24 protein-coding genes and 3 tRNA genes are annotated in these 25,641 nt (G+C 70.5%); 4 read left to right on the top strand and 23 right to left on the bottom strand.

Annotated elements, in window-relative coordinates; all coding sequences use genetic code 11:
* Positions 1–106: 106 nt before the first annotated feature.
* Positions 107–538, top strand: a complete 432-nt coding sequence (locus tag Q0Z83_RS11155) for a hypothetical protein (protein WP_317793784.1) — start codon at positions 107–109, stop codon at positions 536–538.
* Between the two features lie 3 nt (positions 539–541).
* Here Q0Z83_RS11155 and Q0Z83_RS11160 read toward each other — a convergent pair whose 3' ends face one another.
* The 18 genes from Q0Z83_RS11160 to Q0Z83_RS11245 form a co-directional block, all read right to left on the bottom strand.
* Positions 542–1,084, bottom strand: a complete 543-nt coding sequence (locus tag Q0Z83_RS11160; protein WP_317793785.1) for a hypothetical protein — start codon at positions 1,082–1,084, stop codon at positions 542–544.
* Between the two features lie 50 nt (positions 1,085–1,134).
* Positions 1,135–2,055, bottom strand: coding sequence for a hypothetical protein (locus tag Q0Z83_RS11165; protein ID WP_317793786.1), 921 nt, complete (start codon positions 2,053–2,055; stop codon positions 1,135–1,137).
* A gap of 35 nt (positions 2,056–2,090) precedes the next feature.
* On the bottom strand, positions 2,091–3,509 hold the full coding sequence (locus tag Q0Z83_RS11170; RefSeq protein ID WP_317793787.1) for a Fic family protein: 1,419 nt from the start codon (positions 3,507–3,509) through the stop codon (positions 2,091–2,093).
* A 20-nt stretch (positions 3,510–3,529) separates the two neighbouring features.
* Complete coding sequence (locus tag Q0Z83_RS11175) at positions 3,530–4,177, bottom strand: DUF4291 domain-containing protein (protein ID WP_317793788.1); 648 nt, start codon at positions 4,175–4,177, stop codon at positions 3,530–3,532.
* 40 nt (positions 4,178–4,217) lie between these two features.
* The gene (locus Q0Z83_RS11180) at positions 4,218–4,607 is read right to left on the bottom strand and encodes a protease complex subunit PrcB family protein (protein WP_317793789.1); all 390 of its coding nucleotides are present in this window, start codon (positions 4,605–4,607) and stop codon (positions 4,218–4,220) included.
* A gap of 4 nt (positions 4,608–4,611) precedes the next feature.
* Positions 4,612–4,887 (bottom strand): GNAT family N-acetyltransferase, encoded by a 276-nt coding sequence (locus Q0Z83_RS11185; RefSeq protein ID WP_317793790.1) that lies wholly within the window; start codon positions 4,885–4,887, stop codon positions 4,612–4,614.
* An 82-nt stretch (positions 4,888–4,969) separates the two neighbouring features.
* Positions 4,970–5,623: a hypothetical protein gene (locus tag Q0Z83_RS11190; protein WP_317793791.1), complete on the bottom strand. Its 654-nt coding sequence runs from the start codon at positions 5,621–5,623 to the stop codon at positions 4,970–4,972.
* Positions 5,624–5,768: 145 nt separating this feature from the next.
* Entirely contained in the window at positions 5,769–7,637 is a 1,869-nt protein-coding gene (locus Q0Z83_RS11195; protein WP_317793792.1) for a hypothetical protein, read from the bottom strand.
* Between the two features lie 12 nt (positions 7,638–7,649).
* Positions 7,650–10,313, bottom strand: a complete 2,664-nt coding sequence (locus tag Q0Z83_RS11200; RefSeq protein WP_317793793.1) for a CHAT domain-containing protein — start codon at positions 10,311–10,313, stop codon at positions 7,650–7,652.
* Positions 10,314–10,321: 8 nt separating this feature from the next.
* A complete protein-coding gene (locus Q0Z83_RS11205; protein ID WP_317793794.1) occupies positions 10,322–11,419 on the bottom strand; it encodes a TerD family protein in 1,098 nt (365 codons plus the stop codon).
* A complete protein-coding gene (locus Q0Z83_RS11210; protein ID WP_317793795.1) occupies positions 11,416–11,598 on the bottom strand; it encodes a hypothetical protein in 183 nt (60 codons plus the stop codon). Before Q0Z83_RS11210 ends, Q0Z83_RS11205 begins: the two co-directional genes overlap by 4 nt.
* Positions 11,598–13,133: a TRAFAC clade GTPase domain-containing protein gene (locus Q0Z83_RS11215; protein ID WP_317793796.1), complete on the bottom strand. Its 1,536-nt coding sequence runs from the start codon at positions 13,131–13,133 to the stop codon at positions 11,598–11,600. Before Q0Z83_RS11215 ends, Q0Z83_RS11210 begins: the two co-directional genes overlap by 1 nt.
* 29 nt (positions 13,134–13,162) lie before the next feature.
* Positions 13,163–15,538, bottom strand: coding sequence for a GTPase-associated protein 1-related protein (locus tag Q0Z83_RS11220; RefSeq protein WP_317793797.1), 2,376 nt, complete (start codon positions 15,536–15,538; stop codon positions 13,163–13,165).
* A 2-nt stretch (positions 15,539–15,540) separates the two neighbouring features.
* Entirely contained in the window at positions 15,541–16,746 is a 1,206-nt protein-coding gene (locus Q0Z83_RS11225) for a hypothetical protein (RefSeq protein ID WP_317793798.1), read from the bottom strand.
* A gap of 2 nt (positions 16,747–16,748) precedes the next feature.
* Positions 16,749–19,391 carry a fibronectin type III domain-containing protein gene (locus Q0Z83_RS11230; protein WP_317793799.1) on the bottom strand — a complete coding sequence of 881 codons (2,643 nt, stop codon included), beginning with the start codon at positions 19,389–19,391 and terminating at the stop codon, positions 16,749–16,751.
* Between the two features lie 13 nt (positions 19,392–19,404).
* Complete coding sequence (locus Q0Z83_RS11235; protein ID WP_317793800.1) at positions 19,405–21,012, bottom strand: Hsp70 family protein; 1,608 nt, start codon at positions 21,010–21,012, stop codon at positions 19,405–19,407.
* Between the two features lie 3 nt (positions 21,013–21,015).
* Positions 21,016–21,564 (bottom strand): molecular chaperone GrpE, encoded by a 549-nt coding sequence (locus tag Q0Z83_RS11240; RefSeq protein WP_317793801.1) that lies wholly within the window; start codon positions 21,562–21,564, stop codon positions 21,016–21,018.
* A 187-nt stretch (positions 21,565–21,751) separates the two neighbouring features.
* Positions 21,752–22,090 carry a hypothetical protein gene (locus tag Q0Z83_RS11245; RefSeq protein WP_317793802.1) on the bottom strand — a complete coding sequence of 113 codons (339 nt, stop codon included), beginning with the start codon at positions 22,088–22,090 and terminating at the stop codon, positions 21,752–21,754.
* A gap of 234 nt (positions 22,091–22,324) precedes the next feature.
* Between Q0Z83_RS11245 and Q0Z83_RS11250 the strand changes: the two genes are divergently transcribed.
* The 3 genes from Q0Z83_RS11250 to Q0Z83_RS11260 all read left to right on the top strand — a co-directional run bounded on the left by Q0Z83_RS11250 (position 22,325) and on the right by Q0Z83_RS11260 (position 22,556).
* Positions 22,325–22,395, top strand: a tRNA-Gln gene (locus tag Q0Z83_RS11250).
* Positions 22,396–22,401: 6 nt separating this feature from the next.
* Positions 22,402–22,474 (top strand) — tRNA-Val (locus Q0Z83_RS11255).
* Positions 22,475–22,483: 9 nt separating this feature from the next.
* A tRNA-Val gene (locus Q0Z83_RS11260) sits at positions 22,484–22,556 on the top strand.
* Positions 22,557–22,562: 6 nt separating this feature from the next.
* Here Q0Z83_RS11260 and Q0Z83_RS11265 read toward each other — a convergent pair.
* The 5 genes from Q0Z83_RS11265 to Q0Z83_RS11285 are packed head-to-tail and all read right to left on the bottom strand — an operon-like array spanning position 22,563 to position 25,637.
* A complete protein-coding gene (locus Q0Z83_RS11265; RefSeq protein ID WP_317793803.1) occupies positions 22,563–23,540 on the bottom strand; it encodes a Gfo/Idh/MocA family protein in 978 nt (325 codons plus the stop codon).
* A 1-nt stretch (position 23,541) separates the two neighbouring features.
* Positions 23,542–24,357: a class I SAM-dependent methyltransferase gene (locus tag Q0Z83_RS11270; RefSeq protein ID WP_317793804.1), complete on the bottom strand. Its 816-nt coding sequence runs from the start codon at positions 24,355–24,357 to the stop codon at positions 23,542–23,544.
* A gap of 16 nt (positions 24,358–24,373) precedes the next feature.
* Positions 24,374–24,595, bottom strand: coding sequence for a hypothetical protein (locus tag Q0Z83_RS11275; protein WP_317793805.1), 222 nt, complete (start codon positions 24,593–24,595; stop codon positions 24,374–24,376).
* A gap of 36 nt (positions 24,596–24,631) precedes the next feature.
* Positions 24,632–24,967, bottom strand: a complete 336-nt coding sequence (locus Q0Z83_RS11280) for a hypothetical protein (RefSeq protein ID WP_317793806.1) — start codon at positions 24,965–24,967, stop codon at positions 24,632–24,634.
* Between the two features lie 16 nt (positions 24,968–24,983).
* Positions 24,984–25,637 carry an SGNH/GDSL hydrolase family protein gene (locus Q0Z83_RS11285; protein ID WP_317793807.1) on the bottom strand — a complete coding sequence of 218 codons (654 nt, stop codon included), beginning with the start codon at positions 25,635–25,637 and terminating at the stop codon, positions 24,984–24,986.
* Between the last annotated feature and the right edge of the window lie 4 nt (positions 25,638–25,641).

The raw sequence follows: 25,641 nt of genomic DNA on the forward strand, positions 1-25,641 counted from the left end.
ACCGGTTTCCTGTTGCGAGCCCACCCGATCGGGTGGCGATGAATTCAGGTGCGCGGGTCGATTCTGCTGATCGGGGCGGTGTGGTGACGATCGTTAATCTCTTCTCATGCCGTTCTACCAACCCGGGCACTTCGAGGTACGGGGGCGCATCGCGTTCGTCGTCTGCGGCGTCGTCCTGACCGTCGGCTTTCTGCTGGTCGGTCTGTTCAAGGACCTGGCGCCCAGCCCGCCGAGGGGCGAACTGGTGCCCGCCATGGTCGAGGTCGTGGTGCCCGACGGTCTCGGGACGCCGTATTACGTGTCGGTCCGGGCGGTCACCTCGCGCGGCACGGTGAATTGCAGCATGGGCAAGAGTCAATTCCCCGATGGTGTTCTGCCTCCGCTCGATGCGCGGATTCAGGTCGATTGGACCCCGGGGTACTGCGACACGTACGTGCCTGTCGAACAGGCCCCGCGATGGTTCTTCTTCCTGGTGTCCGGCATCGCCGGGACGGTCACCGGTAGTTACCTGTTCGGGCGGACGAGCCGCTCCAGGTGAGATTCACTCCGACTGGACCACGGTGAACGGTGGCCGTACCCCCTCGGTGAGCTCGGCTGCCGCCTCCAGGGCCATCACCGCACGCTGCTGGCTGTTGAACTCCGGTGTCCGGGCCGTGGAGTGCAGCGACCCCAGCGCGACCAGATAACCGGAACCCACCGCGGCATAACCGGAGATCGTGTGCCCGATCTGATAGTCGTCACCCACGACGTAGAGGCGGCCGTGAATGCCGACCAGGAACTGCCCGCCCTGTTCCTGACCGTCCTGGGTCCTCGCGTAGCCGCCGGTGGACAGGCACTCGCGGACGGCCTCGATGAACGTGGTCACCATGAACCTGTCCACGTCCCAGCTGTCGGGCTCACCGACGGTCAGCGAGTATCGCAGCAGCTGACCCATCCGATAGCTGGTCGTGAAACCCATCAGGTACGGCCCCACCTGGAACACCTTGGAATCCGACCGGACCGCGACGTGCCATCCGTCGCTGCCCGCGGAGTCCCCGCCGATGGTGACGGTCCGCCCGTCCGTGATCCCGACGATGCACGTCATGGTGTCACTCTCCCTGTCAGGTGGGCTGGTGCCAACGATCGGCGCGCCGGTCAGGCCGGCTCGGGCCAGATGCCGGGACCGGTTGTCGGGTCGTCGGAATCGCTGCCGTTCGGAGTCTCGTCATTCTCCGCCCCCGTTACCGTCAACCGGTCGGAGATCATTGTCGAACCCAGGTCGTGAATCCGTTCCGGCGGTGGCGTGCCCTCTCGCGCCGCGCGATACGCCGCGTTGATCCACTCGGCCCGTGCGTTCAACTGTTCGAGTGGATGCCCGCCGCCGTACAGCGAGGCGAAGACGTCCGACTCCAGCGCGAGCGCTTCCTCCTCCCAGATCGCGGCTTCGTCCTCTCGGCCCCCGTTGGCGCGGGAGGTTGCGGCTTCGCGGGCCAACGCGGCCAATCCCCAGCGGGTGGTCACCTTCGCGAGAGGTGTTTCGTGAGGGTCGAACGCGTATGGCCGGGGTTCCGGCAAGATGGGTAAGCCGAATGCCCGTACCAATTCGTAGATCTGCTCGAACTGGAAGATGTAGGGGCCGTCGGAATCGTCCGACCAGGAATACAGGTATCGCAGTGCGCGGCTCAGCCGCGCAGTACTCGGTTTGAGACCGGCCGCGCCGGCCCATTCGAGCATGTGAGCCTCGAGGTCGTCCAGGGTGCCGCCGGGGGAGACGGGCGGCCGGTGAACCATCCCGCATTCCGTGTCGGTGGCGTCCGGCAGATGTCCCGACCAGGTGGCCCGGCCGGGCGCCGCGCCGTGCACTTGGGCGCAGCAGTCGGCGATATAAACGCCGAGGACCGGGGCGTTCCACCGTTCGGCCGCCGCGCTGACAGCCGTTTCCAGGTTCGGCGGGTCGTTCGCGCCCGAGGTGTCCAGGATCTGCCAGCCGTCGCCGAGGTCACGCAGCCGCCGGTGCCGGAACCCGATCGTGGCGAGTCCCGGCAGGCTGGTCATGATCACGTCGGCCCGGGTCATCACCGTGGTGCCGTAGTAGCTCACGAGGGGCCAGGCTAACGATATCGATCATCGCCGTGTCGGCGGGTCTGTTCGATCAGCAGGGCGACGAGCCGGGCCAGGCTCTCGGCGCCGTGGGTGTCGGCCGCCGGCCAGCGCATCATCAGCAGCGGAGCGGCCCGGTCCAGCACCACGCCGTCGCGGGCGAGCACGAAGTACAGCGCGAGCGCCGCCGACCGGGCGTTGCCGTCGGTGAACGGGTGGAAGTGCACCAGGTCCAGGTACACCCGGGCGGCGCGGGACGGCAGGGGTACCTCCGGGTCGGTCGCCTCGGCGAGGCAGGCCTCGAACGTTTCGGGCAGCCCTTCGCGGTACCCGTACCGTTCGCGTCCGGCCAATGCCCAGGCATGCGTGGTACGGAACGGTGCGGCCGCCACCGCGAGCACCCTACGCTGCCAGGCCTCCAGCCGCGGGAACGTGAGCGGGCCGCCCTCGGCCGCGTCGGCGCGAACCAGATCCAGGGCGGCAAGGATCCGGTCCGGGCTGTACTTCTGTTTCGCGAGGTGCTCGGCGATGCCGTCCCGGGCGGCGCGCACCGGGCCGGTGACGTGCTCCGTCGCCTGTTCCCACCGGGCGGCTCGCCGGACCTGCCGCCAGGTCGTGAGGGCGTCCGGTCCGGCCGGTGGCCAGGTTCGCAGAGCCCTGGCGGCAGTGGGCAGTTCGGTGCTGCGCCGGCTCGGCCAGTCCTGCGGCCAGATGTCGGGCCACACGTCCTCGGATGGCGGTGTGACACCGGTGAGCGCCGCGGCCAGGGACTCCGCGGCGTCGGCGACCTCGGCGCCCAGCGGGGAGACGTAACTCCAGTGCTGCCCGCCGATCGCGGTGTCGATGAGCGTGGCGTGCTCCTCACCCGGCACGTCGGCGACGGTGAGGAACCACTTGAGAACGAGGCCGCAGACGGGGGTCCAGTGCTCGTCGGCGCCGGACCGCGCGGCGACCGCCGCGACCAGGGACGCGGTGGTGGCCTCCCAGGCGATCGACGCCGCGCGGGGTTCGGCGGGCAGCGGCAGGTGCTGTGCGAAGAGGACGGCCAGGTCCTCGAGGAACGTACGCCAGTCCCGCAGTGCCCCGGCGACCGCGCCGAGCGTCTCCTCAGGGGTGGTGATCGAATACCGGGCGCCGCTCCATCGCACGATCAGCGCGCCGTCGGTCGTGCGCCCGGCCATCTGGGCGGTCCAGCCGGCGGCCCAGGAGCCGTAGTGCTCCACGAGGGCCACGGTCATCGCCCGCTGCCAGTTCCAGCGCCTGTCGTTCTCGACGTAGTGGAGGTGGGGTTTCGGCACGCCGCCTTCCGGGGCCACCGCTCGTACCACGTCGAGCACGGTCCGTGGGTCGAACGGTTGCCGAGCGGGGTCGACGTCCGCCCAGGTGAGGGTGTCGATCCGCAGCCGTCGGTCGTCCGGGTCGATCGTCAAGATGCTCCAAGGTCCGTTGTTCAGCCGTCGGCGTGGATGCGGCGAGCGGTCTGCGGGTCGAGTGGGTAGGGGCGTTCCGGCGGCAGCAGCCGTTGGGCCTTGGCGGCCTGACCGCTTCGGATCAGTGCGTCGATCCGGTGCACGGTGGGCGTGAGATCGGTGAGGCCGACGATCCAGCTTTCGGCGAAAGAGCGGATGAGGGTACGGCCGACGCCGATCTGAATGCTGTAGTGATTGAGCGCCGCACCACGCACCGACCGTTCCGGATCCCACTGCACGTGCACGTTCGCGGCGTCGAACGTTCGGCTCCACGCGTCCGCACTGCCGTGGATCGCGGGCACCGGTGCGGTCAGAACGGCCTGCGACAAAGCCCGCTCCCAACCGGCGCGGGTGATCCGTACCGCCAGAATGCGTTCTTGACCTGGTTTGCGAGCCCAGTTGCTGCGGTGCATCAGCCATAGCAGGGACGGTTTGATCCAGGTCATCCGGGTGAACGAGAATGGTGGCACGAATCGTCCGGCGGCCAGTGCCGCATCCGCGATCGCCGGTCCGAACGCCTGGTACATCACGATCGTCTCGGCGTCGAAATCGGCACGGATCCGGCGCAGCAACGGCATCGGTTCACCCCGTACGTCCAGCAAGATCTGATCGATGCCGAACTCTGCCATGCCGGCCGCCGGACGGCGAATCGTTTTCGCTGTCGCCGGCCTATCGGGCGGCTTCGCAATCCTCGTCGGCGATGCGTTTGATCAGCTCGACCGGGCCGGGGTGGACGGGCACCGCGACGGTCTGGAACGGATGGGTGACGTTACGGGTCGCCGCACAGTTGCCGGGCCGGATCTCCCACGCCACGACATGCACCCGTTCGCTGTCCGCCATGATCCACTGGATGAGGGCGGAATAGCCGCCGCTCGGACGGCTCCCGAGCGCGAAGACGATGCACATTTCGGTCTGCCAGTCCACGGCGGCCCGGTCATTGGGCGGACCGGCCCAGTCGTCCTCACCGCGGACGACATGCAGACCCTCGGAGAGGTCGCGGGGCAGGCTGATGTCGACGGTCCGGAATGGCAGCAGAACCCTGGAAATCGGCTCGACCATCGGCTCAATGTACCGCCGCCCGCGGTGTGGCCGCCCGGCCGTAGCCGTGGCGCTGATGCTCCGGGTGCACGGCGATCATCTCGATGATTCCCAGCGACTCGTTCTGATCCGACCGGAGAACCACGAAACCGGCGACGACGCCGTCGGCCGGGGACAGGACGAACGATTCCGCGCCGGCCGCGAGGCAGTGCGTTCGAACACCGACGGCCTGTGCCGTCCGCCAGTCCGGGCGATACAGCAGGTCGAAGACCGCTGATCCGAGAATCGTCTCGAACGACACGAACACCGGCTCCCACGCGAGGAGCGACAGGTCGACGACAGCGTCCAGATCGGCGGGTGTGAGCGGTGTGCAGACTATCGCTTCACAGTTCGGCGTCGCCGCCGGACAGTTTGTTCACCCAGTCGGCGGCCGGGCGGATCCGGGCCTGATGCGCGGAGATGTCGTCCGGGTACCGGGGGCCCAGGCGCCGCCAGAAGTCGACGAAGACCCACGGGTCGTCGAGGTCGAACTCGTCGTCGACGAAAGCCTTGCCCGCTGACGACTCGTCGACCGGATCGGCCTGCACCAGGTAGGGCGCGACGTCGGCCATCGGCGACCCGGTTGTCTCCGCGACCACGGCCGGCCGGCCGGCGTACTTGGCGCGGAGCCGTTCGACCTCGGCGGGTTCGTCGGTGAAGTAGTCGGGCATGGTGGCGAACCGGTCCAGGGTGTCGCCGTCGCGGAGCAGCGTGTGGCTCCAGTAGTCGCCGTCGTGGATCCGCACCGTGCTGGCCAGGGCGTTCAGCTCGCGGGACATGAACTCCACGGCGGCCAGCTCGGTGAAGTAACCGGGCCAGACGATCACCGTCCAGCCGCTGACCGGCGCGTAGATCAGGACATCCTCGGCCACCACGGGCTCGCCGGCGGCGACCAGTTCGGCCGGCCAGGACCGCGCCGCGAAGAAGCTCATCGCCGCGTCCTTCACCTTCGCGGTGTCGCCGACACGGAACGCGGACACCGTCACGAACTGACCCATCCCGTAAGGCTATCGATCGTCGGGCCAGGGCGAAGGCCGATCAAGAACCACATCTCCCGCGGTACGGGGGACGAGTGCCGGAAGTGAACCGGAGGGACCCGCCGGCCGGTGTGCGACCTGCTCGCCCCGATGGGTGCCGGCCGATTCAGATTCCCCGGTGCACCAGGGCCGCCGCGATGTCCCGCAGCGACGGCTCGGCGGCGGCCAGGTCGGCGAGATGGTCGTCCGGCAGGCCGGGCAGCGGGGTCCGCTGGGCCGTGCGCAGCCAGCGCCGCACCGACTGCACGGCCACGGCAGGCTCCATCCGTTCGCGGCCCATCCGGTGGTGCAGGGCCAGGTAGGTCACCGTGGCCAGTCTCGCCGGCACCGGACGCAACCAGCCGATCACGCCGGTGCAGCCGGCGTCGATGAACGCGTCGGCGAGCGTCGGGAACTCCGCTTTCGGCGGCAGGATCACCAGACCCGGCGTGGCCACGACGGCCGGCACGTCGGCGAAGTGCAGCAGCGTGGGATCGGTCGGTTCGCTGCGGGAGTAGCACGAGCGGAACAGGGCGATCTCCGGTCCGGTGCCCACGAACGCCGGATTGCGGTCCACCGGGGGGCGCTTGCGGCCGGCGAGGGTGAGCAGCTGGGAGGGCCCCGCGAGGGTCGAGACGATCGAGATCCCGCTGGCCGGTGGCCGGTCCGCGGCGATCAGGGTCCGGCGGGGGAGGTTGCGTTCGGTTCCCGCGGCGACCCGGCCCGAGGAGGCGTGCAGCAGCAGCACCGTGTCCGGCTGCGGGCAGGCGAGCGCGTCGGCGCCGACCGCGCGTAAGGCCGCGGTGAGCCGGGCGAAGACCGGTGCGTCGATCGAGTCACCGAGCGCCGCACCGACCCGCAGCACCAGGGGCAGTGCCGCGTCCGGCAGCTCACCCGGCCCGGCGGTGGCCGCGCGCAGGCTGGTCAGGGCGTCGGCATGGTCATCCAGCGCCTCGGGTCCGCCGGTGGCGCGGCCCCGCTGGATCAGTGCCGCGGCGAGGAACAGGTGGTCGGCCGGTGTGGGTGGCCCGGTGTGGACCACGGTGGTCGCGAGCGCCACGAGGTCATCGGCGACGTCCACGTCGGCGGCCTTCACCAGCAGTTCGGTGAGCAGCGTGTACGGGTCACCGGTCCCGAGACGCTCCCGGAAGGCGTGCCGAGCGAGGTCGGCGTCAGGTGCCGGAGGAACGGATGCGGCGCTCCGAGAGGTGTGCGGGGGGCCCTGAGGGGCCGGCCCGGGGGCGCGGGGTGCCGGTATCGGACCGTCGAACACCGGCACGGCACGGTCCAGCGGATCCGTCTCGGACATCGGCTGGTTCATCGTGAAGATCGCGCCCAGACCTGGCCCCAGCCCTTGCTTCTGCAGCCGCCGCAGGGTCTGCATGGCCTGGATCATCCCGCTCATGGCGAAGCCGCCCTGCCCGCTGAGCGTCTTCGCGGTGCCTTCGGCCATCGCCAGCATGGCCGTGAACAGCTCGGTCATCTCCGGGGTGAGCTGCGGTCCGGCCAGTGCCGTCTGGAAATGCTCGACCGCCTGCCGAGCCGAGTCCACCTGTGCCGGGCTGCCCCGCCCGAAGGCCGGCGAGATGCCGGCACCGGCGCCGCATCGGCTGAGAAGCAGTTGGCCGATCATGCCGTGGGCTCCGGCGATCATCGGCGGCGACAGCCGGGGCGAGTCCAGCCCCTCCGACAGCAAGGCGATGGCCGACTCCCGGTCACGTTCCGCGCCGCCGTGCCCGGAGAACCGGGCGGTCAGCAGGGATCCGAGCTGGGCCGCCACGGCTCCGCGCAGCCCGTCGCCCGGCTGGAAGTAGCCGTAGGCCTCGTCGAGGTGCCCGATGGACTCTTCGAGGTCGGGCAGCCCCTTCGGGTTGCCGGGGCCGGTCCGCCAGTAGCGGTCGGCCAGCAACTGCCCCAGTTCGCACAGGGTCTGTGTGCGCGCGGGCCCGGCCAGACCGGCCAGCCTCCGGCGCAGCGGGTCGGCGTCGTCGATCAACGGAGATCCCCTCTATCGGCCCCAGTGCAGGAACCCGGCCCACGACACGACCGCGGCCGGGTCGGCCGTGCGCAGCTGGTGGCGGAGTTCGGCGGGCATGCGGTCGGGCACCTGCCGGTGCGGGTCGAGCATCCACAACTGGGCGTCCCGCAGCGCCGCCCAGACCGGCCGTCGCCGGTCCATCCGGAAGTGGTGGAACATGTACATCAGCACCGACGTGTCACTGTCGGGCACGCTCCACTGGGTGGAGAGCACCGATCGGACCCCGGCGGCGAGGAAGGCGGTCCCCAGGCTGTACGCCTCGTCGTACCCGTTGATCGCCTGTCCGGTGTGGCAGGCCGCCAGCACGACCAGCCCGATCTGTCGCTGCGGAGTGCGGGCCATCAGTGGTCCCAGCGATTCGGCGGTGAGTCGATCCCCGTCGGCCAGCAGGACGTACGCGGTGGGCACCCCCTCGGTCGCCATGAAGCCGTGGCAGGCCAGATGCAGCATCGCCCCGGCGCCCGGGCCGGTGTCGCTGAGCCAGGCGGTGACCTCGGCCGTGCTGCCGGGGCCGGTCGCGCTGGGGCTGCCGTCGGCTCGCCGGCCGACGTAACGGGCGCCCGGGTAGAAGGAGCGGCGGATCGCGTACGCCTCGGCGCGCGCGGCCGGCAGCGAGCGGGTCCGGCCGCCGGTGCCCGGATCGCCGACGATCAGACCGGTCGGGGCCGGCGGTACCGCGTTCTGCCCGGCCGCGTGGCACAGCATGCGGGCCGACGCCGTATACGAGATGGCGACCAGCTCGACCGCGTACCGGCCGTCGCCGCGCCGGGCCGCCTGCCACGGGATGAGACCGAGGTTGCCCATCGGCACGAGCACCATCCGCGGCGGCCGGTCGGCTGGAGTGCCGAGCCGGGGCAGGTACTTCTCGACGAGCGGCCCGATCGCGGCCCGCCACGCCCAGTCGCAGAGTCTGTCGAGGCTGCCGGTGAACGCGGCGTCCGGCGCGGGCTCGTCGTCGATCACGTCCAGGTCACGCCGGGCGGACGCCGCGAGGTACCGCTCGACGTCGTGATCGGCGGTCCGCAGGCCGGTGAGGTGCAGGTAGCTCGGCGGCCCGGAGGCGGGGGCGACCACGGCGTACCCCGGGATCGCGGGCATGTCGTCCGGACCCGGAACGAGATAGACGAGAGCGTCGGCGTCGAGTGCCTGTAGCGCGTTCTGGATCTCGCCCAACTCGGGTGGGTCGAGAAGCGCGGTCTCGCCGTTGTGGGTGAGCGCGGCGAGTGCTTCCCGTCGTAACGCCGTGGGTAGTCGGTCGGGCTCGCCGGAGGCGACCGCGGCATCCCAGCGCCCGGCGAGCTCGGGGTGCCCGGCCTCGCGTAGCCGTCGCCCGATCGTGCCGACCTCGGTGGCGGCGAAGAGAGCCAGCCCGCGTCCCATGTCGAGGGCGGCGATCGCACCGGCCGGGTCGCCGGCCTGCAGGGCCCACCGGGCGGCGTCGGCGGCCTCCCGGGAGGCTTCGCGAGCGGCCACGGTCGCGCCGGCCAGGTCGATCTGGACCATCACCTGGTAGATGTGCCCGCGCAGCGCGTCCATCACGGCGTCCTGGTGCGCGGTGCCCGTGCCGGTGAGCCGCTGCTCGACGGCGGAGTAGATCTGGTTGATCCATGCCCACTGCGCGTGGTGGGCGCCCCCGGCCGACTCACGTGCCTCGAGCAGCAGGTCCCGCGCCTCCGGCAGTCCGGCGATCGAGTTCGTCACCTCGGAGCGCCGCAGGATGGTCAGGGCCAGCCCGGAAAGGTGGAAGGGGCGCTGCGGGTCATCCGGGCCGAGGGAGGCGACCGCCTCACGCATCTTGCCGATGGCCTGCTCGATCTTGGCCGGATCGGTCTCCTCCCCGCCGTCGAGTAGTTTCATCGCCTCGTGGTTGAGGCGAATCGCCAGGCCGTACACCTCGTCGAACCCGTCTGTTCCGCGCGGATCGTCCAGGTCCTCCGGGGCGAGACCGATGAGCGGGCCGATCGAGTTCAACGTGTCCTTCCCCATGGCGCGTAAAGGATCGTCGGCGGCCAGGGCATCGGTCGCCACCCGGAGGCGTCGCATCGGTTCCAGGAGGTCGGCGCCGGTTCGATTGGCGACTGCCAGATCGCTCAGCGCGACGAGGACGTCCGCCGTCGGCAGCGCCTGCGGCATGCTGGTCGCGGCCTGTTCCCGGAGCCGGGCGACCCGCTCGGGTAGTTGCTGGATCGAGGACTCATCGCCCTCCCGGAGCGCTGTCAGAAAACCGAGACCGTGCCGCGCTGAGTCCAGCAGCATCGCGGCCGGCGAACCGGGGCCGGCCTCGGCGGCGAGCTTCTCGACCTCGATGAGCGCGGTGCGGGGATCATGCACCTCGCCATACGCGGCGGCGAACGTGATGCACATCGCCGTGACCCCGGCCCGCAGAGCCGGCCACGTCGGTGACTGCGGCGGGTCGGCGTCGGCCGCTGCGACCAGTCCGTTCAGACTTCTCATCCGGGTCGGTTCGACTTTGCCGTCGCGGACGATCGCCGCGATCAGCGCCGCGGCCAGATGGGCACGTCCCGGTGCGCCGTCCGGCAGCGCCAGCACCGTGTCGATCGCCGCGTCCACGTCGCCGTGACCGGACGCGGCCAGTGCCACGCCCGCGTATCCGAGCAGGAGTACGTCGTCCATGGTCCGCCTCACCGGGTCTTGAACTCGACCGGCCCGGCGTCCATCTGGAACGTGCCGTCCGGGTACAGGGCGGGCCGGGCCTCGCTGCGCGGCTTGGAGTAGCGCTCGACGTGGCGTACCGAGATCCGGTCCGGGGCGGTCAGGTCGAGCAGCGCGATCGCGACCCAGTACGAGTACCGGTTGCGGTGCCGCAGCGGCGTCTGCACCACTGACCCGTCGCCGTTGTCGATCTCGGCGAAGGCGTGGAAGGCGGCGAACGAGCCGAACCCGTTCTCGACCGCCGAGTACGCGCAGATCAGCACGTACCGGAACTGGTCGGTGCGGCTCACCTGCAGGGTTTCGCGGCCGCGGGAGTCACCCGAGGTGAGACAGATGTACGGCGGGCCGCTCAGCGAACCCTGATCGCGGTAGTAGCAGACACCGGAGCGGCCGGAAACGTCCACGTACAACGCGTAGAGGTCCAGATCCTTGGCCCGCATGCTCCAGTCGAGTGCCGCCCGCAACGACGCGCTGCGGGCGACCGACGCGTGTTCGCCCTGGTCCAGGGAGACGCTGCCGACGATCAGGCCGGACGGTGGCGCGGCGATCGGAGCGGCCGCGGCCGGATACAGGGCGGCCAGGTGGGTGGTGAGCCGCCGTTGCAGGGTGCCGTCCGGCTCGGCGCGGAAGCGGGACACGAGCAGGGCCGCCGAGCCCAGCCCGTATCCGGCCCGCTGGTAACTCCAGCCGCCGTCCGGCTCGCGGACGAACTCGGCCAGCAGCACCACGGGTTCGGCGGCGCCGGCGCGGTGCCGGAACGGCGTACCGAAGATGTGGATCTCGGCTTCGGTGGTGGCCTCCGGACCGCGCAGCAGGCCGACCGTGATCCGTCTGATGTCCTCGCCCGCGGCTGACGGCGTCAGCCGCAGCGTGTCGCCGGCGTACTGCGCCGCGCCCGTCGGATGGGCCGGCATGCCGGCGAAGACCAGGTCGTACTCCGAGGTCACCCGGCCCCGGCGGTCGAGTAGAAGAGCGATCGGCTGGGCCTTGCCGGACGTGGCGGCGACGCGGACCTCGGCCGTGTCGCCGGTCATCGGGTGCCGGGGCACCTCGGTCAGCGCGGTCACGGGCCGTAGCCCGTTCCGGTGCCGGGGCCGGTCTGCACCTGCATGCCGATGCCGAAGAACCCGAGCAGGCAACCGAGCAGGGTGAGCAGGACGAGGAAGGTCATGAAACCGATCGCGCCGGCCGCGCCGTAGTAGACGATCCGCCGCCACCTGTCGTACGGGCCGGTCTGGCTGCTCATCAGTTCACTCCGTATCGGCCGAGGGTCCACAGGAGCAGGGCACGGACGTTGTCGTCGACGTCGCCGTCGGTGAAGCGGGCGGTGGTGTGGAAGTAGCGGACGTCGCCGAAGGCCTTGGTGATGGCGCGGACCATGTTGTCCATGCCGGCCCGGTCGTTGAGCCAGTCGCGGACGACGTCGTTGCCGCCGTCGCCGAGTTCGGCGCAGATCGGAATGCCGTCGGTGAGGTCGCTCTTGGTGACGGCGACGGCGATCGCCTTCTTACCCGGCTGCACACCCATGCCTTCCAGGTTCTGCAGGACCTGGGAGAAGATGAAGTCGGGTGGCTGGGCCGACCGGTACTGCTGGTTGGCCTGCTGGGCGGTGCTGTCCAGGGAGTTCCACACGTCCGGGATGGCCAGCGGGTCGACGATGAAGACGAAGCTGTGTGCCATCCGCATGAACCGCAGTTCGTGCAGGCGGGCCGATTCGTTGAGGCGTTCGCCGGGCGGGTCGAAGATGTGCATGAGCCGCTTGACCCCGCCGCGGCCGTCGAGGTTGAACGAGTAGGCGCGCATGGCGTCGCCGGCCAGGGTCTTGTCGGTGCCGCCCTTGCTGCGTAGCGCCTGCTGCAACTGGTCGATCTTCTTCTTGGTGGCGTCGTCGGCCGGTGACGCGGACAGGCCCGGTAGCGGGTCGCCGTCGACGAGGGCGGCCGAGAGGGCGAGCATCATCCGGGTCTTGCCGCTGGTGGTGGCGCCGAGCATGGGCACGACCACCTCGCGGGCGGTGCCGGCGCCCTCGGCCAGGGGCGTGCCGCAGTTGGGGTGCGGGCAGAACGCGCTCATGCGGTGGCTGCCGAGCAGCAGCAGGGTGGGCATCTTCGTGCCGCACCGGCAGATGCGCCGGAGCACGCCGTACCGGCCGGGGCGGACGTTGTGGTGTTTGACCGCGCAGGTGGGGCACTCGTAGGCCGGGTACGCCATCGGCTGGTGGCAGACCGGGCAGCTCAGCCGGATGCGGCGGATCGCCGACAGGCCCGCGTCGATGCCGCGCAGCGTATAGAGCAGGGCCTTGGCCAGCACGAACAGGGTGCCCCAGAGGATGACCGCGCCGACTACGGCGATGCCCAGCACGAACGCCGTCAGGGCCGAGCCGAGCCAGAGGCCGGCGCTCAGGAAGAACCCGACGGCCTTGCGGTACTTGCCGGTGCCGTACCCGAACCAGCGGCCTTTGACCTTGTCGTTGGCTTTGCGTCCCTCCAGTTTCATGCCCTGCCAGGAGAGGCGGGCCACCTGCTGCAGGTCACGGCCGGCCGGGCCGGAGAGGTAGTGCAGGTAGGCGGGCGGGTCCAGGCCGGGTTGCGCGATCGGTACGGCCTGGCCCGGCGTGCGCAAGCCGAGTGCCTGTCCGCTGGCCCGCAGGTAGGCGCCCAGGTAGAGGACCAGGAAGTAGCCGCTGGAGCCGAGCACGGCCGGGATGGCCAGGGTCAGGAAGATGCTGCCGATCAGCAGGTACCACCAGAGGAGGAACATGAGATAGATGAGGTAGAACATCGGATGCTCGCTCTCCGTGGTCGGTGCGGTCAGAGCCGTCGGCGGGGCAGGAACCGGCCGATACCGCGGGGCACCTCGGCCTCGCGCCACTTCGTGAAGGCGGCCGGCACGTTCTTGGCACTGGAGCCGGCCAGCATCTTCTCCAGGTGATCGAGGTCCCGGGTCTTCCACCGGGCGACGGTGCCGGCGAAGGCCCGGTCGAGCTCGTCGGCGATCGCCCGGTCCTTGCGGGCCAGGCGGGTACGCGTCTCGAACGTCCGGGCGGCGATGGCCATGACTTCGTCGTCGGGCCGTTTGCCCAGGGTGGCGGCGAGATGTTCGCGATAGTGCCGCCGGATCGTCGGGTCGACCGTCGGTAGCAGGGCGACCAGGTGTTCCGGGTCGAGCCGGAGCAACAGCACGTGGATCTGGCCGGTGAGCCATCGGGCGACCGGCCGCTCGCCGTGACCCACCATGCCGAGCAGCTTGTGGACACGTTCGTCGAGTTGCCGGCCACGGACCCGGTCCGCCGAGCGGATCTGCTGGCGCGACCAGACCATGCCGCGGGCGCGGTCCTCGGAAGCGGGGGACAGCCGTGGCCCGAGCTTGCGGTCCTCGACGAACTGGGTGACCACGAAGTACGGTCCCCACGCTTCGCGGGGCTCGTCGTCGCGGGCCAGCACCTGGTCGAGCCGGTCGAGCAGGTGGTCGGACTCCCAGTAGTGTTGCGGCGCACCGCGGACGATCTCGGCGGCCTCGTCGAGGGTCCACTCCCGCGGCCAGAGCCCGGTGATCACCGATCGTTCCGGGACGCCCTTGCCGGTGAGGCGGATCAGCGTGTCGAGGCGGTCCTGCGGGCGGCGGGCGGCCCGGGCCAGCAGGACCATCCGGCTCAGGTCCGGGTAGGCCGCGAGTTCGTCGTCGCCCACCACGTCGCTGAGCCGGGACGCCACCGCCAGCACCGCGGTCTCCCGGCCGGACAGGGCCGCCGACAGGCCGTCGAGCACACCACGGCGTACGTCCGGGGCCTTCGCCAGCAGGTCGGGGATCGGCTGGTCGGGGTCGTCGAGCAGGATCGGTGCCACCAGGTCCCGCCCGTATCCGGCCAGCCCGGCCGGTCGTAGCGGCAGCCGGGCGTCCAGGGCCACGGCGATCAGGGCGAGCGTGTCGTGGGGGCGATCAGCGGCGCGGCTCAGCGCGGCGGTGATCTGTTCGACGCCGTAGGCGATGCCCCGGTCGGTGGCCGGCCGAGGCACCCGTGCCGGGACCACCGACGGCTCGTCCAGGAGCAGGTCGAACGCGCGTACCTCGGTGTCGGCGAGCAGGTTCTCGTCACCGGTCCCGGTGGCGACCCCGATCAGCGACAGGCAGTGTGGGAGGGTCAGCGTGTCGTGGTCGAGGCAGCGCTCGACGAGGTCGGCGACCAGGCGTGGCCGCAGCCGTTCGGCGGCCGACGGCAGCCAGCGCAGCATGGTGGCCAGCGCGTCCGGTTCGAGCGGCAGGTCGGCGCGCAGGGCCCCGGCCACCGCGATCGGATACCAGGCGGCGAAGTCCGGCTCCCGGCCGGTGGCCAGCGGCTCGGCCAGCGACCAGACGGTCTGGGCGTCCTCCGGGCCGAGCGCCGCCAGCATCTCGGCCAGCGGGTGCACCGCGCCGTCGGAGATCTGTCCGCCGACCGCGTCGAGCAGGAAGTAGCTGCGCAGCGCTGATTCGTCGGCGGTGAAGTCGGTTTCCGGGACCGTCCCGACCAGGTTTTCGGTGCCGCGTCCGGGCCGGTAGCTGTAGGTGGCGAAGGACAACCGGCGGGCCATCGGCGGCGGCAGCAGGTGGCAGACGGCGGAGATCCAGCGGGCCACCTTCTCGCTGTCGGACTCCAGCACGATCACCGACCGTTCGTCGGCGACGATGGCCCGCTCGACCGCGGTGAGCAGCCGCGGCACCCAGCCGAGCCGACCCGCGTCCTGCAGGAACGCCTCGGCCGAGGCCCGGCCGAAGACCGCCGCCGGGGTGGGGCGCAGCTCGGGCAGTTCGGTGCCGGGGGACTGGGTGGCCGACCAGAAACCGGCCGACCAGAAGTCGATCGGCAGTGCGCCGTCCAGTTCCTCCCGGCCCGGGGGCAGGCTGAGCGCGTGCACGAAGTAGTTGCCGAACCGCTGCGAGTAGTCGTTGCCGACGAAGACGGTACGGGCCAGGACGGCCGGTTGGTCGTCGGTGCCGGGCAGGTAGCAGAGGTTCACCGGACAGCCGGCGATCTGCTCGGAGGTCGGCTGGTAGCCCAGCGAGCGCGGCGGCTCGTACGACGTGGCCTGCTCGACGCGGCGCAGGACGTCGTCGCCGACGCCGGGGGTGGCGGCGTTGAACTGGAAGCCGGGGTAGCCGGCCAGGCCCGACTCGCAGGAGGTGTAGTACATCTGCGGCGCACCCATGTTCAGTCCTTTCCGGTCGCGACGACCTTGAGCCGGCTCAGCAGCCACAGGAACGGGTCCTCGACGCGGTGCGGCTGGATGGTTCCGCCGACCTTCTGCCGCTGCTGGCCCGGTGCGAGCGCGGGCGGCACGGCGCCCAGTGCGGAGAGGCCGAAATAGCGGAAGGTGCGGTAGTTCTTGGTGAGCAGCGCGTCGATCTGGCCGCCCTCCCAGTCGTAGAGCAGCGCCTGCACGTGCGCGTGGACGGCCTCGCCGTCGCGTTCGTCGAAATACGGGGTGCCGGGCGCGGGCTGCCGTAGCGGGCTGTCCTCGGGCAGACCCTCCCAGAGCGCGTCCACCTTGGAGAACGCCACCGCCACCGGGATGTCGATCATCTTGTTGGGTCCGGCGCCGGGCAGCTTCTGGAGTACCTCGGTGACCCGGGTGAGGATGTTGATCGGGCTGTCCGACCGGGCCGCCTCACGTTGCGCGGCCGACGGCAGGACGCTCGGATCAAGACCGAACTTCTCCATCACGTTGGGTACGGTCAACGGGTCGAGCAGCACGATGATGCCGTCCGCGCAGCTCAGATACCGCACGTTCTCGGCCACGCCCTTGTCGGATTCGAGGTCCTCGCCGGCGGTGTCGAAGAAGGAGAGCACGGTGTGCCGCAGCGTGCTGCGGAACCGTTTGCGTTCACCGAGCGACACCCGGAAGACGAACGGCGCGCGGCCGCGGTCGGCGGCCGCGGTCCTGGTGGTGACCGGGAGCACGCCCTCGGTGTAGAGGGTGCGTTCCTCGCTGCTGAACTCCTTGCGGGTCCGCTCGTCGGCGCCGGTGACCGCCGCGTCGAAGCGCCGCCCGACCCGGTGGATGAGCTCGTGCAGCAGCACCGTCATGTAGACGGACTTGCCGCTGAACTTGGCGCCGATCATCGCGACCATGCGGTTGTCGATCTTGCTGTAGTGCACCGGCAGTTGGCTGTGGCAGTGCGGGCAGATCTGGATCGTCGTCTCGTTGTGGCACTTGCCGCACCGCGCCGACAGCCGCTTGCCGTTACCCGCGACCACCGGCAGCTGGTAGGTGTTGTCGCCGAGGATCTGCTCGCGGACCCGGTCCCGTTCGGGGGCGCACGGGTCGCCCTCGATCGGGCGCAGACCGCCGCAGCGGAACGTGATCTCCTTCTCGGCGAACTTCCCGTAGCAGTACGGGCAGGTCAGCTTGTTCACGGTCAGTGCCCTCCCGGCGTTCCCATGAGCACCACGCCGGACCCGCCGGTCCCGTGGTCGTCGACGAAACATCCCAGCCGGTACGGGCCGCGCGGATCGCGTACCTCGACGTCCACCGACACCGGCCGGCCCGGCTCCAGCCGCTGAGCCGGCACCCGCGCCACGGTCGTTCCCTGGTCCGGGCGCAGCGGCGCGATCCGGCCCGCGGTCTGCACCACGATCAGCTCCGGTAGCGGGCACACCTGCTCGGCACTGACCTCGATCCGGGTGCGCCGGCGGAACAGCCGGTTGCTCTCCACGAATCGGTATCGCACCCGCATCCCGGTGCCGGCCACCCGTACCGACACCGGGCTGCCGACCGCCTCACCCTCGGTGTCCCGGCTGACCGTGGCCACCGACACGTGCACGGCACCCGACCCGGCCGGGATCTCCAGACCACCGTCGTCGCGGTACGACCGCAGCCAGCAGTCGGTCTCCTCGACGTGCCCCTCGGCGCCCTCCGACCACCACCGCACCCGGACCAGTCCGATACCCGGCGGCCACTCCCAGCTCAGCCTGACCTGGGTGCCGATCCGACGGGCCCGCAGCCGGGCGACCGGCGCGGTGTTGGTCACCGACACGGTCGGACCGCAGACCGCGCGGCCCGCGCCGACACTGAACGCGGTCACGAAGATCCGGCCCTGCGCCATCGGTACGGTCAGCGCGAACCGGCCGTCAGATGCCGGCTCGGCCCGGGCCACCAGCTCGGAGCCGTACCCGTCCAGTTCGGTCTCGGTGAGTTCGGCTCCGCGTTGCCAGCGCGGCCGGTGCGGCGCGGACCGCAGCCGCACCGTGCCGGCGGCCGGTGCGGTCCAGGCCAGCCGCAGCCTGCCCGGATCCTGGCCGGGAAGCGGTTCGACGACCAGATCCGGTACGGCCCGCGGCGCCTGCTGCGGCATGGCGGTGGCGGTCACCCCGGTCGACTCGATGACCCGACCGTTCCCGGCGTCGTATCCGGCCCGGATCAGATACCGGTACTCCCGGCCCGGTTGCAGACCCTCCTCGGTGAAACCGCCGCGCGAACAGGCCACGAGGCTGCCGTCGGCGCGGGCCACGGTCACCCGGGTCGCGTCGGACCGGGCCTGCCAGCCGACCCGCACCGAGGTCTCGTCGGCGGTCACCGACACGTCGGTGACCTCGGGCAGCAGCGTGACCGGGCCGGCGCTGGTGCCCGGCGACCAGACACCGTCCGACCTGGTGGCGAACACCGTGTAGTACAGGTCGTCGCCGGCCGGCGGCCGGGAATCGACGATCTCGTTTCCATCGGTACGGCCGACGACCTCGCCGTCGGTGGCCGAGCCGGCCGGCCGCTGTCGGGTGCGGACCACCTGGTAGGCCACGCCGCCGGTGCGTGCCGGGCTGGGTGTCCAGCTCGCCGTCACGTGATCACCCGACGCCGCGCCGACCCGGGCCGACGGGACCGCGGGCGGCGCCAGCATACGCAGCCGCCCGGCCAGATCCGTGTCGTCGGCGGCCTCCCGGACCGCCTCGGTGAGCAACTCGGCCGCGTGTTCCGGACGGCCCGCCGCGATCTCCTGCTGAGCCCGGGTGACCAGCCCGGCCACCTTCCGTACCGCCTCCTGGATGCGTTGCCGCAGCTCCACGCCCTCCTCGGCGGGCAGCGTGGCGATCAGCCGCTCGGCCGCCCGCAGCGACCCGGCCGCGAACAGCTCCTCCACCTCGGCCGTCGGATTCCGGGGTGCCGCGGTACCCTCCCGGGCCATCAGCAGAGCCAGTGCCAGCTCCTCGGCCTCGTTGGAGTCCAGGCCGACCCGGACCGCCTCGCGCGACACCCGCCGTACCGTGGCCATCGGCATCTCCGCGGCCTCGCGCATCACCTCGGTCAGCTCCCACAACACGAGCTGGTCGAGACTGCCCCGCTGGACCGCGTCACCCAGGTTGACCAGCAGGTTCTCGGTGGCGGTCTTGCGGTCGTCCTGTGCCCGGCGCTCGGCCCGGTCCCTCGCCTCACGAAACATCTGAGCGGTCACCGCCTGGCCGTTCAGCCGCAGGCCCTTGCGCAGCGTCACCGGGCGGGCCGGGCTGCCGGGGTCGGTGGCCAGCACGTCGACGGCCAGCCGCAGGCCGAGCAGCCGCTTGTCGCGCAGCACGTCGCGGCCCTTGCCGGGGGCGGTCTCGGGCAGCGGCCACAGCTCGTCGAGGATCCGGACCCGGAGTTTGGTCAGCTCACGCCGCAGGTCCGCCTCAGCGCCGACGCCGAGCCCGGCCGCCACCCGGGCGACCGTGGTGGCCGCGACGACCTGGCCACCGGAGACCATGTCGTCGACCACCTCTTTGATCTTCTGACTGGTCTCGGCGGTGTGCCGGTCCCGCTCGGCCGCGAAGTGCTCGGCGGTGAGCCGGCCGGCCTGATCCAGCTGCCGGTGTGCCGAGATCAACGTCTCGGCGAGCCGGAGGTACGCCCGCCGCTGCGTCAGCGACTGCCAGTACTTGAGGACCTCGGCCAGATGTGCCGGGAACCTGTCGCCGCGCGGGATCTGGTCGATGCTCATCGCGTACCTGGTGAACAGATCCGCCGGTGCGACGTTGCCGTTGCGCCGGGCCGGATCGAGCACCTCCTGGCGGTACTTGTCCTGGTCGAACATCGGACCTCCGCGCTTACGCCGAGACGCTGTAGCGGGCCACGGCCGACCGGGCCTCGTCCACCTGGTCGTCGGACAGCCCGGCCTTGATCTCCAGCTCGATCTTCAGGTCCTTGCCGGTCGTCAGTTCCACCGCGTGGACCCGCAACAGGCCGTCGGTCTCCATCTCGAAACTGATGTCGATCGGTGAGCCCTTCGACAGCTGCGGCAGACCACTGATCTGGCCGTCACCGATGTGCTGGTTGTCGGCCACCACGTCGGACTCCACCGATCCCGACTGCTCCCAGATCTCCACCGAGATCGCCACCTGCCGGTCATAGGCGGTGCCGAACCGCATGGCATCGGTACGGGCCGGCAGCGGCGTGTTGGCGCGCAGCACGTGCACGATCCGGAACTCCTCGTTGCCCCGGTCGTCGATGTCGACGACCTTCACCCCGAACGCCCGGGGTACGACCGTGGCGACCTTCTTGCCGGCCAGCGCCCGCACCTTCTCGGTCGTCACACCGAGCTGGTTCGCGACGTCCTGCACGGCGGCGTCCGGGGCCGGGGAACCGTCCGCCGGCAGCTGCACTTTGATCGACTCGATCAGCGCGTACTGGGCGGCGCCCTTGGCCACGGCCAGGTCCGGGTCGTGCATCCGCGGCTTGAGACCCAACGCCTCCAGCCCCGCGGTGACCGCCGGCATCCGGCTCGACCCACCGACCAGCAGCACCTCGTCGAACGAGGTCACACCCTTCTCCCGGGCCGTCGCCAGGGTCCGCTCGGTGATCACGAACGTCCGCTTCAGCAGCTCCGAGGTCAGCTCCTCGAACCTCTCCCGGGTCACCTCGATCTTCGACACGTCACCGGCGAACCGGGCGTTGAACCGGCGCGTCTGCATGCTGCTCAGCTGCTTCTTGATGTCCTCGGCACCGACCGCGAGCTCCTGCAGGAACTCCTCGTCGTCGGCGGCCTCGGAACCGGGGTGCTCGGCCAGGAACGCCTCCAGCAGATACTCGGCGAGCCGGTCGTCCCAGTCGGCGCCACCCAGATGATGGTCACCGTCGGTGCAGATCACCTGGATCTCCTCGGGCGACACCTTGATCACCGTGGTGTCGAACGTGCCACCACCCAGGTCATAGACGAACAGCGTGCGGGTGCCACCACCGGACACCGCGTCGTAATGCAGCGCCGCCGCGACCGGCTCGTCGACGATGCTCAGCACGTTCAGGCCCGCGATCGCGCCGGCTTTACGGGTCGCGTCCCGCTCGGCGACCCCGAAGTAGGCCGGCACCGTGATGACGACGTCCTTCACCTGCTCGCCGCTGTTCTCGGCAGCGGCCCGGGCGAGCTCCCGCAGGATCAGTGCGGAGATCGACTCGGGGGAGTGGGTCTGGCCGTGCGCGGTGATCTCGAAGGTCTGGCCCATCTGCCGCTTGATCAGCGACACCACCAGGTCGGGGTTGAGTTTCGCGTTGGCTTTCGCGTCCTTGCCGACCACCACGTTGTCGTCGGACTCGAAGTAGACGACCGAGGGCGTGGTGTCCTCACCCACCGCGTTCTTGATGATCGCGGGCCGCCCGGTGTCGTCGATCGAGGCGACACAGGAGTAGGTCGTGCCGAGGTCGATACCGAAGGTCGCCATGGGTCACTCACTTCCGACGGGGTCTGATACGGAGCTGTCCGGGGCCGGGTCGACGGCGTCGAACCGGTGGAATCGGGCCCGTGCCGGGCGGCGGACCTTGCCGGTCTCGATCTCCAGCAGCCCGGCCGACAGTGCCTCGGCGACGGTGTTGTCCGAGTCCGGTTCGGCGGTCGGCACGGTTCCGGCCGGTGTGTGCCGACCGGCCGTGAACGGCTCTCCCGGAATCGCGAAGAACAGCTCGTAGCCGCAACGCTCGACGGCCAGCCCGACCTCGTCGGCGTAACTGTCCAGCAGCTTCGCGGCGACCGGCTCGGCACCACCGAGGCGGACCGCCTCACGCACCATCGAGTCGTGCAGCCGCAGCAGATCGCTCACCACCGGCTCCAGCACGACCCGCCGCAGCCCCTCGCGGAACTCCTGGTTCTCCGCGTGCAACCGGTCGATCACCGACTCCCGGTGAGCCGACCGCTGATGGAAGTCGGCGAGCTGCGCCTCCACCCGCTCCAGCCGGTCCAGAACCGGATCCGGGGGTTGCTGAATGGTTTCGTCCACGGAGCCCCTCGCCCTCGGGATCGCGCCCTCACCGGGCGTCACTGTCTGGTTCGGACGCTAATCAGCGTCGATCCGGAACACACCGACCGCGCGGCCCATGGACTCGTCTGTCCGGCTGACCCGATCTGCTTAAACGACATAGCCGGGCCCCGCATGCTGCGGAGACCCGGCGAGACGGCGGCGTGGACTACTCCGCCGGTCCGGTGGCGCGGGTGATCCGGCCGGCCAGGAACACCACGAGGGCGACGGCCGCCGCCACCCCGAGACCGACCGCGACCGACCCGACGGTGAGCTTCGAGGCGAACGCGCCGATCGCGAGCAGGGAGCCGAACGAACCGACCGACAGCACCGACCCGAACGAGGCGACCGAACCGACCGACAGGACCGAACCGAACGAGCCGACGGACAGGACCGAGCCGACGGAACCGATGGACAGCACCGAGTCCGTCGAGCCGATGCTCAGGATGGAGCCGCTCGACCGGTACGAGAGGAGGTTTCGGGCGGGGCGGGCGCTGTTCGTCGTCATGGGAATCATCGTCGCCGGGTTGCGCGGCCACTTCATCCCACGGTGGTCGGTGCGTGCCACCAACCGATCGGTGGATGGCGGCCTACGACCTGTCCACCCCGGTCGAGCGAGATAAGGCGCGGATAAATGGCTCGCGGGGCGCTCGCGGATCGGGCAGAGTGTCCTCAACGACGGTGAGCAGAACAGCCGGAATGCTTTTCACAGAAACGTTCGGTCTTAATTGAATAGTGCTCTTGGGGGTTCGGCTAATGGCAGGCCACCGAGCTTTGACCTCGGCTGTGTGGGTTCGAATCCCGCACCCCCAGCATCACGTTCCGGTAGCTCAATTGGTAGAGCACCGCCTCGACAAGACGGAGGTCCCTGGTTCGATTCCAGGCCGGAACACGCAGTTACGCCTGAGTAGCTCAGCGGCGAGAGCTCCGGTTTTACACACCGGCTGTCCCGGGTTCGAGTCCCGGCTCGGGTACGATTTTCACGGGCGTGGGGACATGCCCGCGGCTCGGTAGATGGCGTCCAGGGTGCGCATCTGGGTTACCGCCTCCGCCGGGCCGGTGCCGGTGTCTCGGGCGTCGCGGAACGCCTCCAGCTGGTAGGCGTACGTCGACCGTCTGTCGGTCGTCTCGCTCCGGTCGCCGTGCCGGCCGCGGATGCGGATCCGGCCGCGCAGATGCGGATGGTACGGCCAGGACACCCGCATCCGGCCGTCCGTGCCGGTCACCTCCAGTTCGGCGCCGAGCAGGTGCCGTGACCAGATCGAGGAGACGACGCGGCCCTCCACGCCGGATTCGAATCGCAGCGTCGCGGTGATCAGCCGGTCGATGCCGCCGCGCTGCCAGGCACGGGCGGCGGTCACCTCGGGTGCGTCACCGAACAGGGCACGCAACTGCCGTACCGGGTAGTAGCCGACGTCGAGCAGGCCGCCGCCGCCGAGTGCGAGGTTCCAGCGGATGTCGCGGCCCGGTGGGATCGGCACGCAGAACGTGGCGCGGGCGGTGACGATCGGCCCGAGTTCGCCGGAGGCGAGGATGTCGCGCAGCCGGGCCTGCAGCGGATGGTGGTGGGAGTGGTAGGCCTCCATCACCACGCAGTCCGACGCGGCGGCGGCTTCGGCGACCTCTTCGGCGGCCGCGGTGTTGCTGGTGAACGGCTTCTCGCAGAGCACGTGCTTGCCGGCTTCGATGGCCGCGACGGTCCACTCGGCGTGCCGGGCGGCGGGTAGTGGAATGTAGACGGCGTCCAGGACCGGGTCGGCCAGCAGCTCCCGGTACGACCGGTGCACGAACCGGATGCCGTGGCGGTCCGCGTATCGCCGGGCCCGGTCGGGGTCGCGGGCGGCGATCGCCTCGACCTCGACACCGTCGATCGTGCGGGCCGGGTCGAGCAGGGCGTTCTTGACGATGCGGGCCGCCCCGAGCACCCCGATGCGCATCGGCCGGGATTCGTCGTCCATGTCAGAACCGGAACCGCACGATCCTGGTCGACCGTTTCAGGCCCGGCACCAGGTTGAGCAGCCGGTACAGGCGGCGGGTGCCCGCGGGGGCCTTGGCCGTCAGGAGCGGGGAGTCGTTCATCGGGGCCTCGTCGACGTACCGCAGGCGGGGATGCCAGTCGGCCAGTCGCGCCGGATCGTCGAAGCCGCAGTGGAACTCGGCATCGTACTTACGCAGCGTCGGGTCCCAACGGGAGGTGCGCCAGGCCCAGACGGGCACCGTGTCGAACTGGATCTGCCCGGTCGGAAACATGTCGACGACACTGGTCAGCAGTCGCTTGAGGTCGGCTTCGGTCAGGTACGGCACCAGGCCCTCGGCGATCATCAGCAGCGGTCGCCCCCGCGGGATCGGCTCCAGCCAGGCCAGGTCGGTGACGGCCGCACCGATCGGGGTGTAGTGCTCGCGCGCCGGCAGGAGCCGTTCCCGTAGCGCGATGACGTTGGGGTAGTCGAGGTCGTACCAGTCGACGGTGGCGGGCGGATCGATCCGGTGGACGCGCGCGTCGAGGCCGCAGCCCAGATGGAGCACGACCGCGTCCGGGTGGTCGGTGAGGAAGGCGCGGGCCCAGTCGTCGTGGGCCTTGCTGCGCACGACGGCGACCAGCCCGAGCTGGCTGGTCGCGAATCGGCCCTGGTCGTACCCGGGATCGAGGCGGCGCATCACCTGCTCGGCCCACTGGTCGCCGAGGATCGGGTCGGGCAGCCGGTTGTCCAGGGCTTTCGCCTTCAGCACCGGAGCGAGAGTCTTCTGCACTCCGACGAGTTCAGAGCCATCCACGACCTTGACGGTACGCCTACCGCGGCCCCAGCCGTGCCAGCGCGGCGTGCGCCTGGGCGAGTTGTGTCGTCGCGGTCAGCATCGCCAGGTCGGCGCCGGGAACGTACGGCTCCTCGGAATGATCGTCTTCGTTGATGTTGGTCTCGTAGTCGACCAGGCAGATCTGGTAGAGCCGCTCGGCCTCGGCGATGAGTTCGGCGGCGCGGGCGGCGTGTTCCTCAGGTGTCACGCCGCCCATGATTTCATCCGGCGGATGCCGCCGATCAGGCGCACGTCAGCCCGGCGATGCCAGCAGACGGATTCCGATCAGGGCGCCGACGGTCAGCAGGTAGCCGAGGGCCAGGGCGGGTGTGCGGACGGGCCGGCCGTACAGCAGGCCGCCGAGGCCGATGAGGGTGCCGATGATCGTGGCGTACACGGGCAGCGGCCGGGCCCAGTCCGGGCCGTTCGCGGGGCAGATCGGCAGTTGGCCGTCCGGGCCGATGCAGGCGTTCGAGAAGAGGAAGGCCGACGAGAACAGCGTGTAGACGGCCAGGCAGAAGAGCACGAAGAAGATCCCCAGGTACGCGGAGACCTCACCCAGATCTCCGTGTCTCTGGTCGGTACGCATGGTTCGGAATCGTAGGTCACCGGTGGTCGTACAGCATTCCGGCGATCGCCTCGTGGCCGGCGGCGTTCGGGTGGTCGCCGTCCGGGGCCAGCAGGCCGGTCGGGTCGTCGGCGAACGCCACCGACGTGTCGAGGTAGGTCGCGCCGCTGTGTTCGGCGGCTCGCCGCAGCGCGTCGTTGCAGTAGCGGGTGGCCTGTTTGGCCTCGGCCAGGCCGTCCGGGCCGTACGTGCTCAGACCGACCTCGCCGTCCTCGACCACGTTCCAGTAGCCCAGCACCAGGACGTCGACCGGGCTGCCGTGTTCGCGGCGCACCGTGTCGACGATCGAGGTCACGGTGCTCTCCACCACGCGGGCGGTCGCCGGGTAGTCGTCGTGGTCGTCGAATGCCGAAGCCATGTCGTTGGCTCCGGCCATCACCACCACGACGCTCGCCGACCGGATGTCGGCGCGGATGTCGTCCGCGCCGACCTGTTGCTGTACGTCCGTCGTTTCGAAACCGGGCTGGGCCAGATTTATCGACGCGGCCCGTGGGGACAGCAGGTTCGCGTACAGGTCGGGGAACGGCGTGCAGGCGCAGGCGGTCCCGGCCGGAACCGAGTCGCCCAGGGTGACCACCACCGGCGGAGCCGGCGAGGGCGCCGGTGACGAGCAGCCGCTCAGCAGCAGCATGACC

Source organism: Actinoplanes sichuanensis (assembly GCF_033097365.1).
Lineage (GTDB): Bacteria > Actinomycetota > Actinomycetes > Mycobacteriales > Micromonosporaceae > Actinoplanes > Actinoplanes sichuanensis.

What these genes read in the sequence shown, in the direction of transcription:
- Q0Z83_RS11275 (WP_317793805.1), bottom strand. Translation starts at nt 24,595, where the DNA reads ATGGGCGGCGTGACACCTGAGGAACACGCCGCCCGCGCCGCCGAACTC.
- Q0Z83_RS11245 (WP_317793802.1), bottom strand. Translation starts at nt 22,090, where the DNA reads ATGACGACGAACAGCGCCCGCCCCGCCCGAAACCTCCTCTCGTACCGG.
- Q0Z83_RS11155 (WP_317793784.1), top strand. Translation starts at nt 107, where the DNA reads ATGCCGTTCTACCAACCCGGGCACTTCGAGGTACGGGGGCGCATCGCG.
- Q0Z83_RS11160 (WP_317793785.1), bottom strand. Translation starts at nt 1,084, where the DNA reads ATGACGTGCATCGTCGGGATCACGGACGGGCGGACCGTCACCATCGGC.
- Q0Z83_RS11280 (WP_317793806.1), bottom strand. Translation starts at nt 24,967, where the DNA reads ATGCGTACCGACCAGAGACACGGAGATCTGGGTGAGGTCTCCGCGTAC.
- Q0Z83_RS11190 (WP_317793791.1), bottom strand. Translation starts at nt 5,623, where the DNA reads ATGGGTCAGTTCGTGACGGTGTCCGCGTTCCGTGTCGGCGACACCGCG.
- Q0Z83_RS11165 (WP_317793786.1), bottom strand. Translation starts at nt 2,055, where the DNA reads ATGACCCGGGCCGACGTGATCATGACCAGCCTGCCGGGACTCGCCACG.
- Q0Z83_RS11220 (WP_317793797.1), bottom strand. Translation starts at nt 15,538, where the DNA reads ATGGGTGCGCCGCAGATGTACTACACCTCCTGCGAGTCGGGCCTGGCC.
- Q0Z83_RS11265 (WP_317793803.1), bottom strand. Translation starts at nt 23,540, where the DNA reads ATGGACGACGAATCCCGGCCGATGCGCATCGGGGTGCTCGGGGCGGCC.
- Q0Z83_RS11210 (WP_317793795.1), bottom strand. Translation starts at nt 11,598, where the DNA reads ATGAGCAGCCAGACCGGCCCGTACGACAGGTGGCGGCGGATCGTCTAC.
- Q0Z83_RS11285 (WP_317793807.1), bottom strand. Translation starts at nt 25,637, where the DNA reads ATGCTGCTGCTGAGCGGCTGCTCGTCACCGGCGCCCTCGCCGGCTCCG.
- Q0Z83_RS11230 (WP_317793799.1), bottom strand. Translation starts at nt 19,391, where the DNA reads ATGTTCGACCAGGACAAGTACCGCCAGGAGGTGCTCGATCCGGCCCGG.
- Q0Z83_RS11175 (WP_317793788.1), bottom strand. Translation starts at nt 4,177, where the DNA reads ATGGCAGAGTTCGGCATCGATCAGATCTTGCTGGACGTACGGGGTGAA.
- Q0Z83_RS11180 (WP_317793789.1), bottom strand. Translation starts at nt 4,607, where the DNA reads ATGGTCGAGCCGATTTCCAGGGTTCTGCTGCCATTCCGGACCGTCGAC.
- Q0Z83_RS11235 (WP_317793800.1), bottom strand. Translation starts at nt 21,012, where the DNA reads ATGGCGACCTTCGGTATCGACCTCGGCACGACCTACTCCTGTGTCGCC.
- Q0Z83_RS11215 (WP_317793796.1), bottom strand. Translation starts at nt 13,133, where the DNA reads ATGTTCTACCTCATCTATCTCATGTTCCTCCTCTGGTGGTACCTGCTG.
- Q0Z83_RS11200 (WP_317793793.1), bottom strand. Translation starts at nt 10,313, where the DNA reads ATGGACGACGTACTCCTGCTCGGATACGCGGGCGTGGCACTGGCCGCG.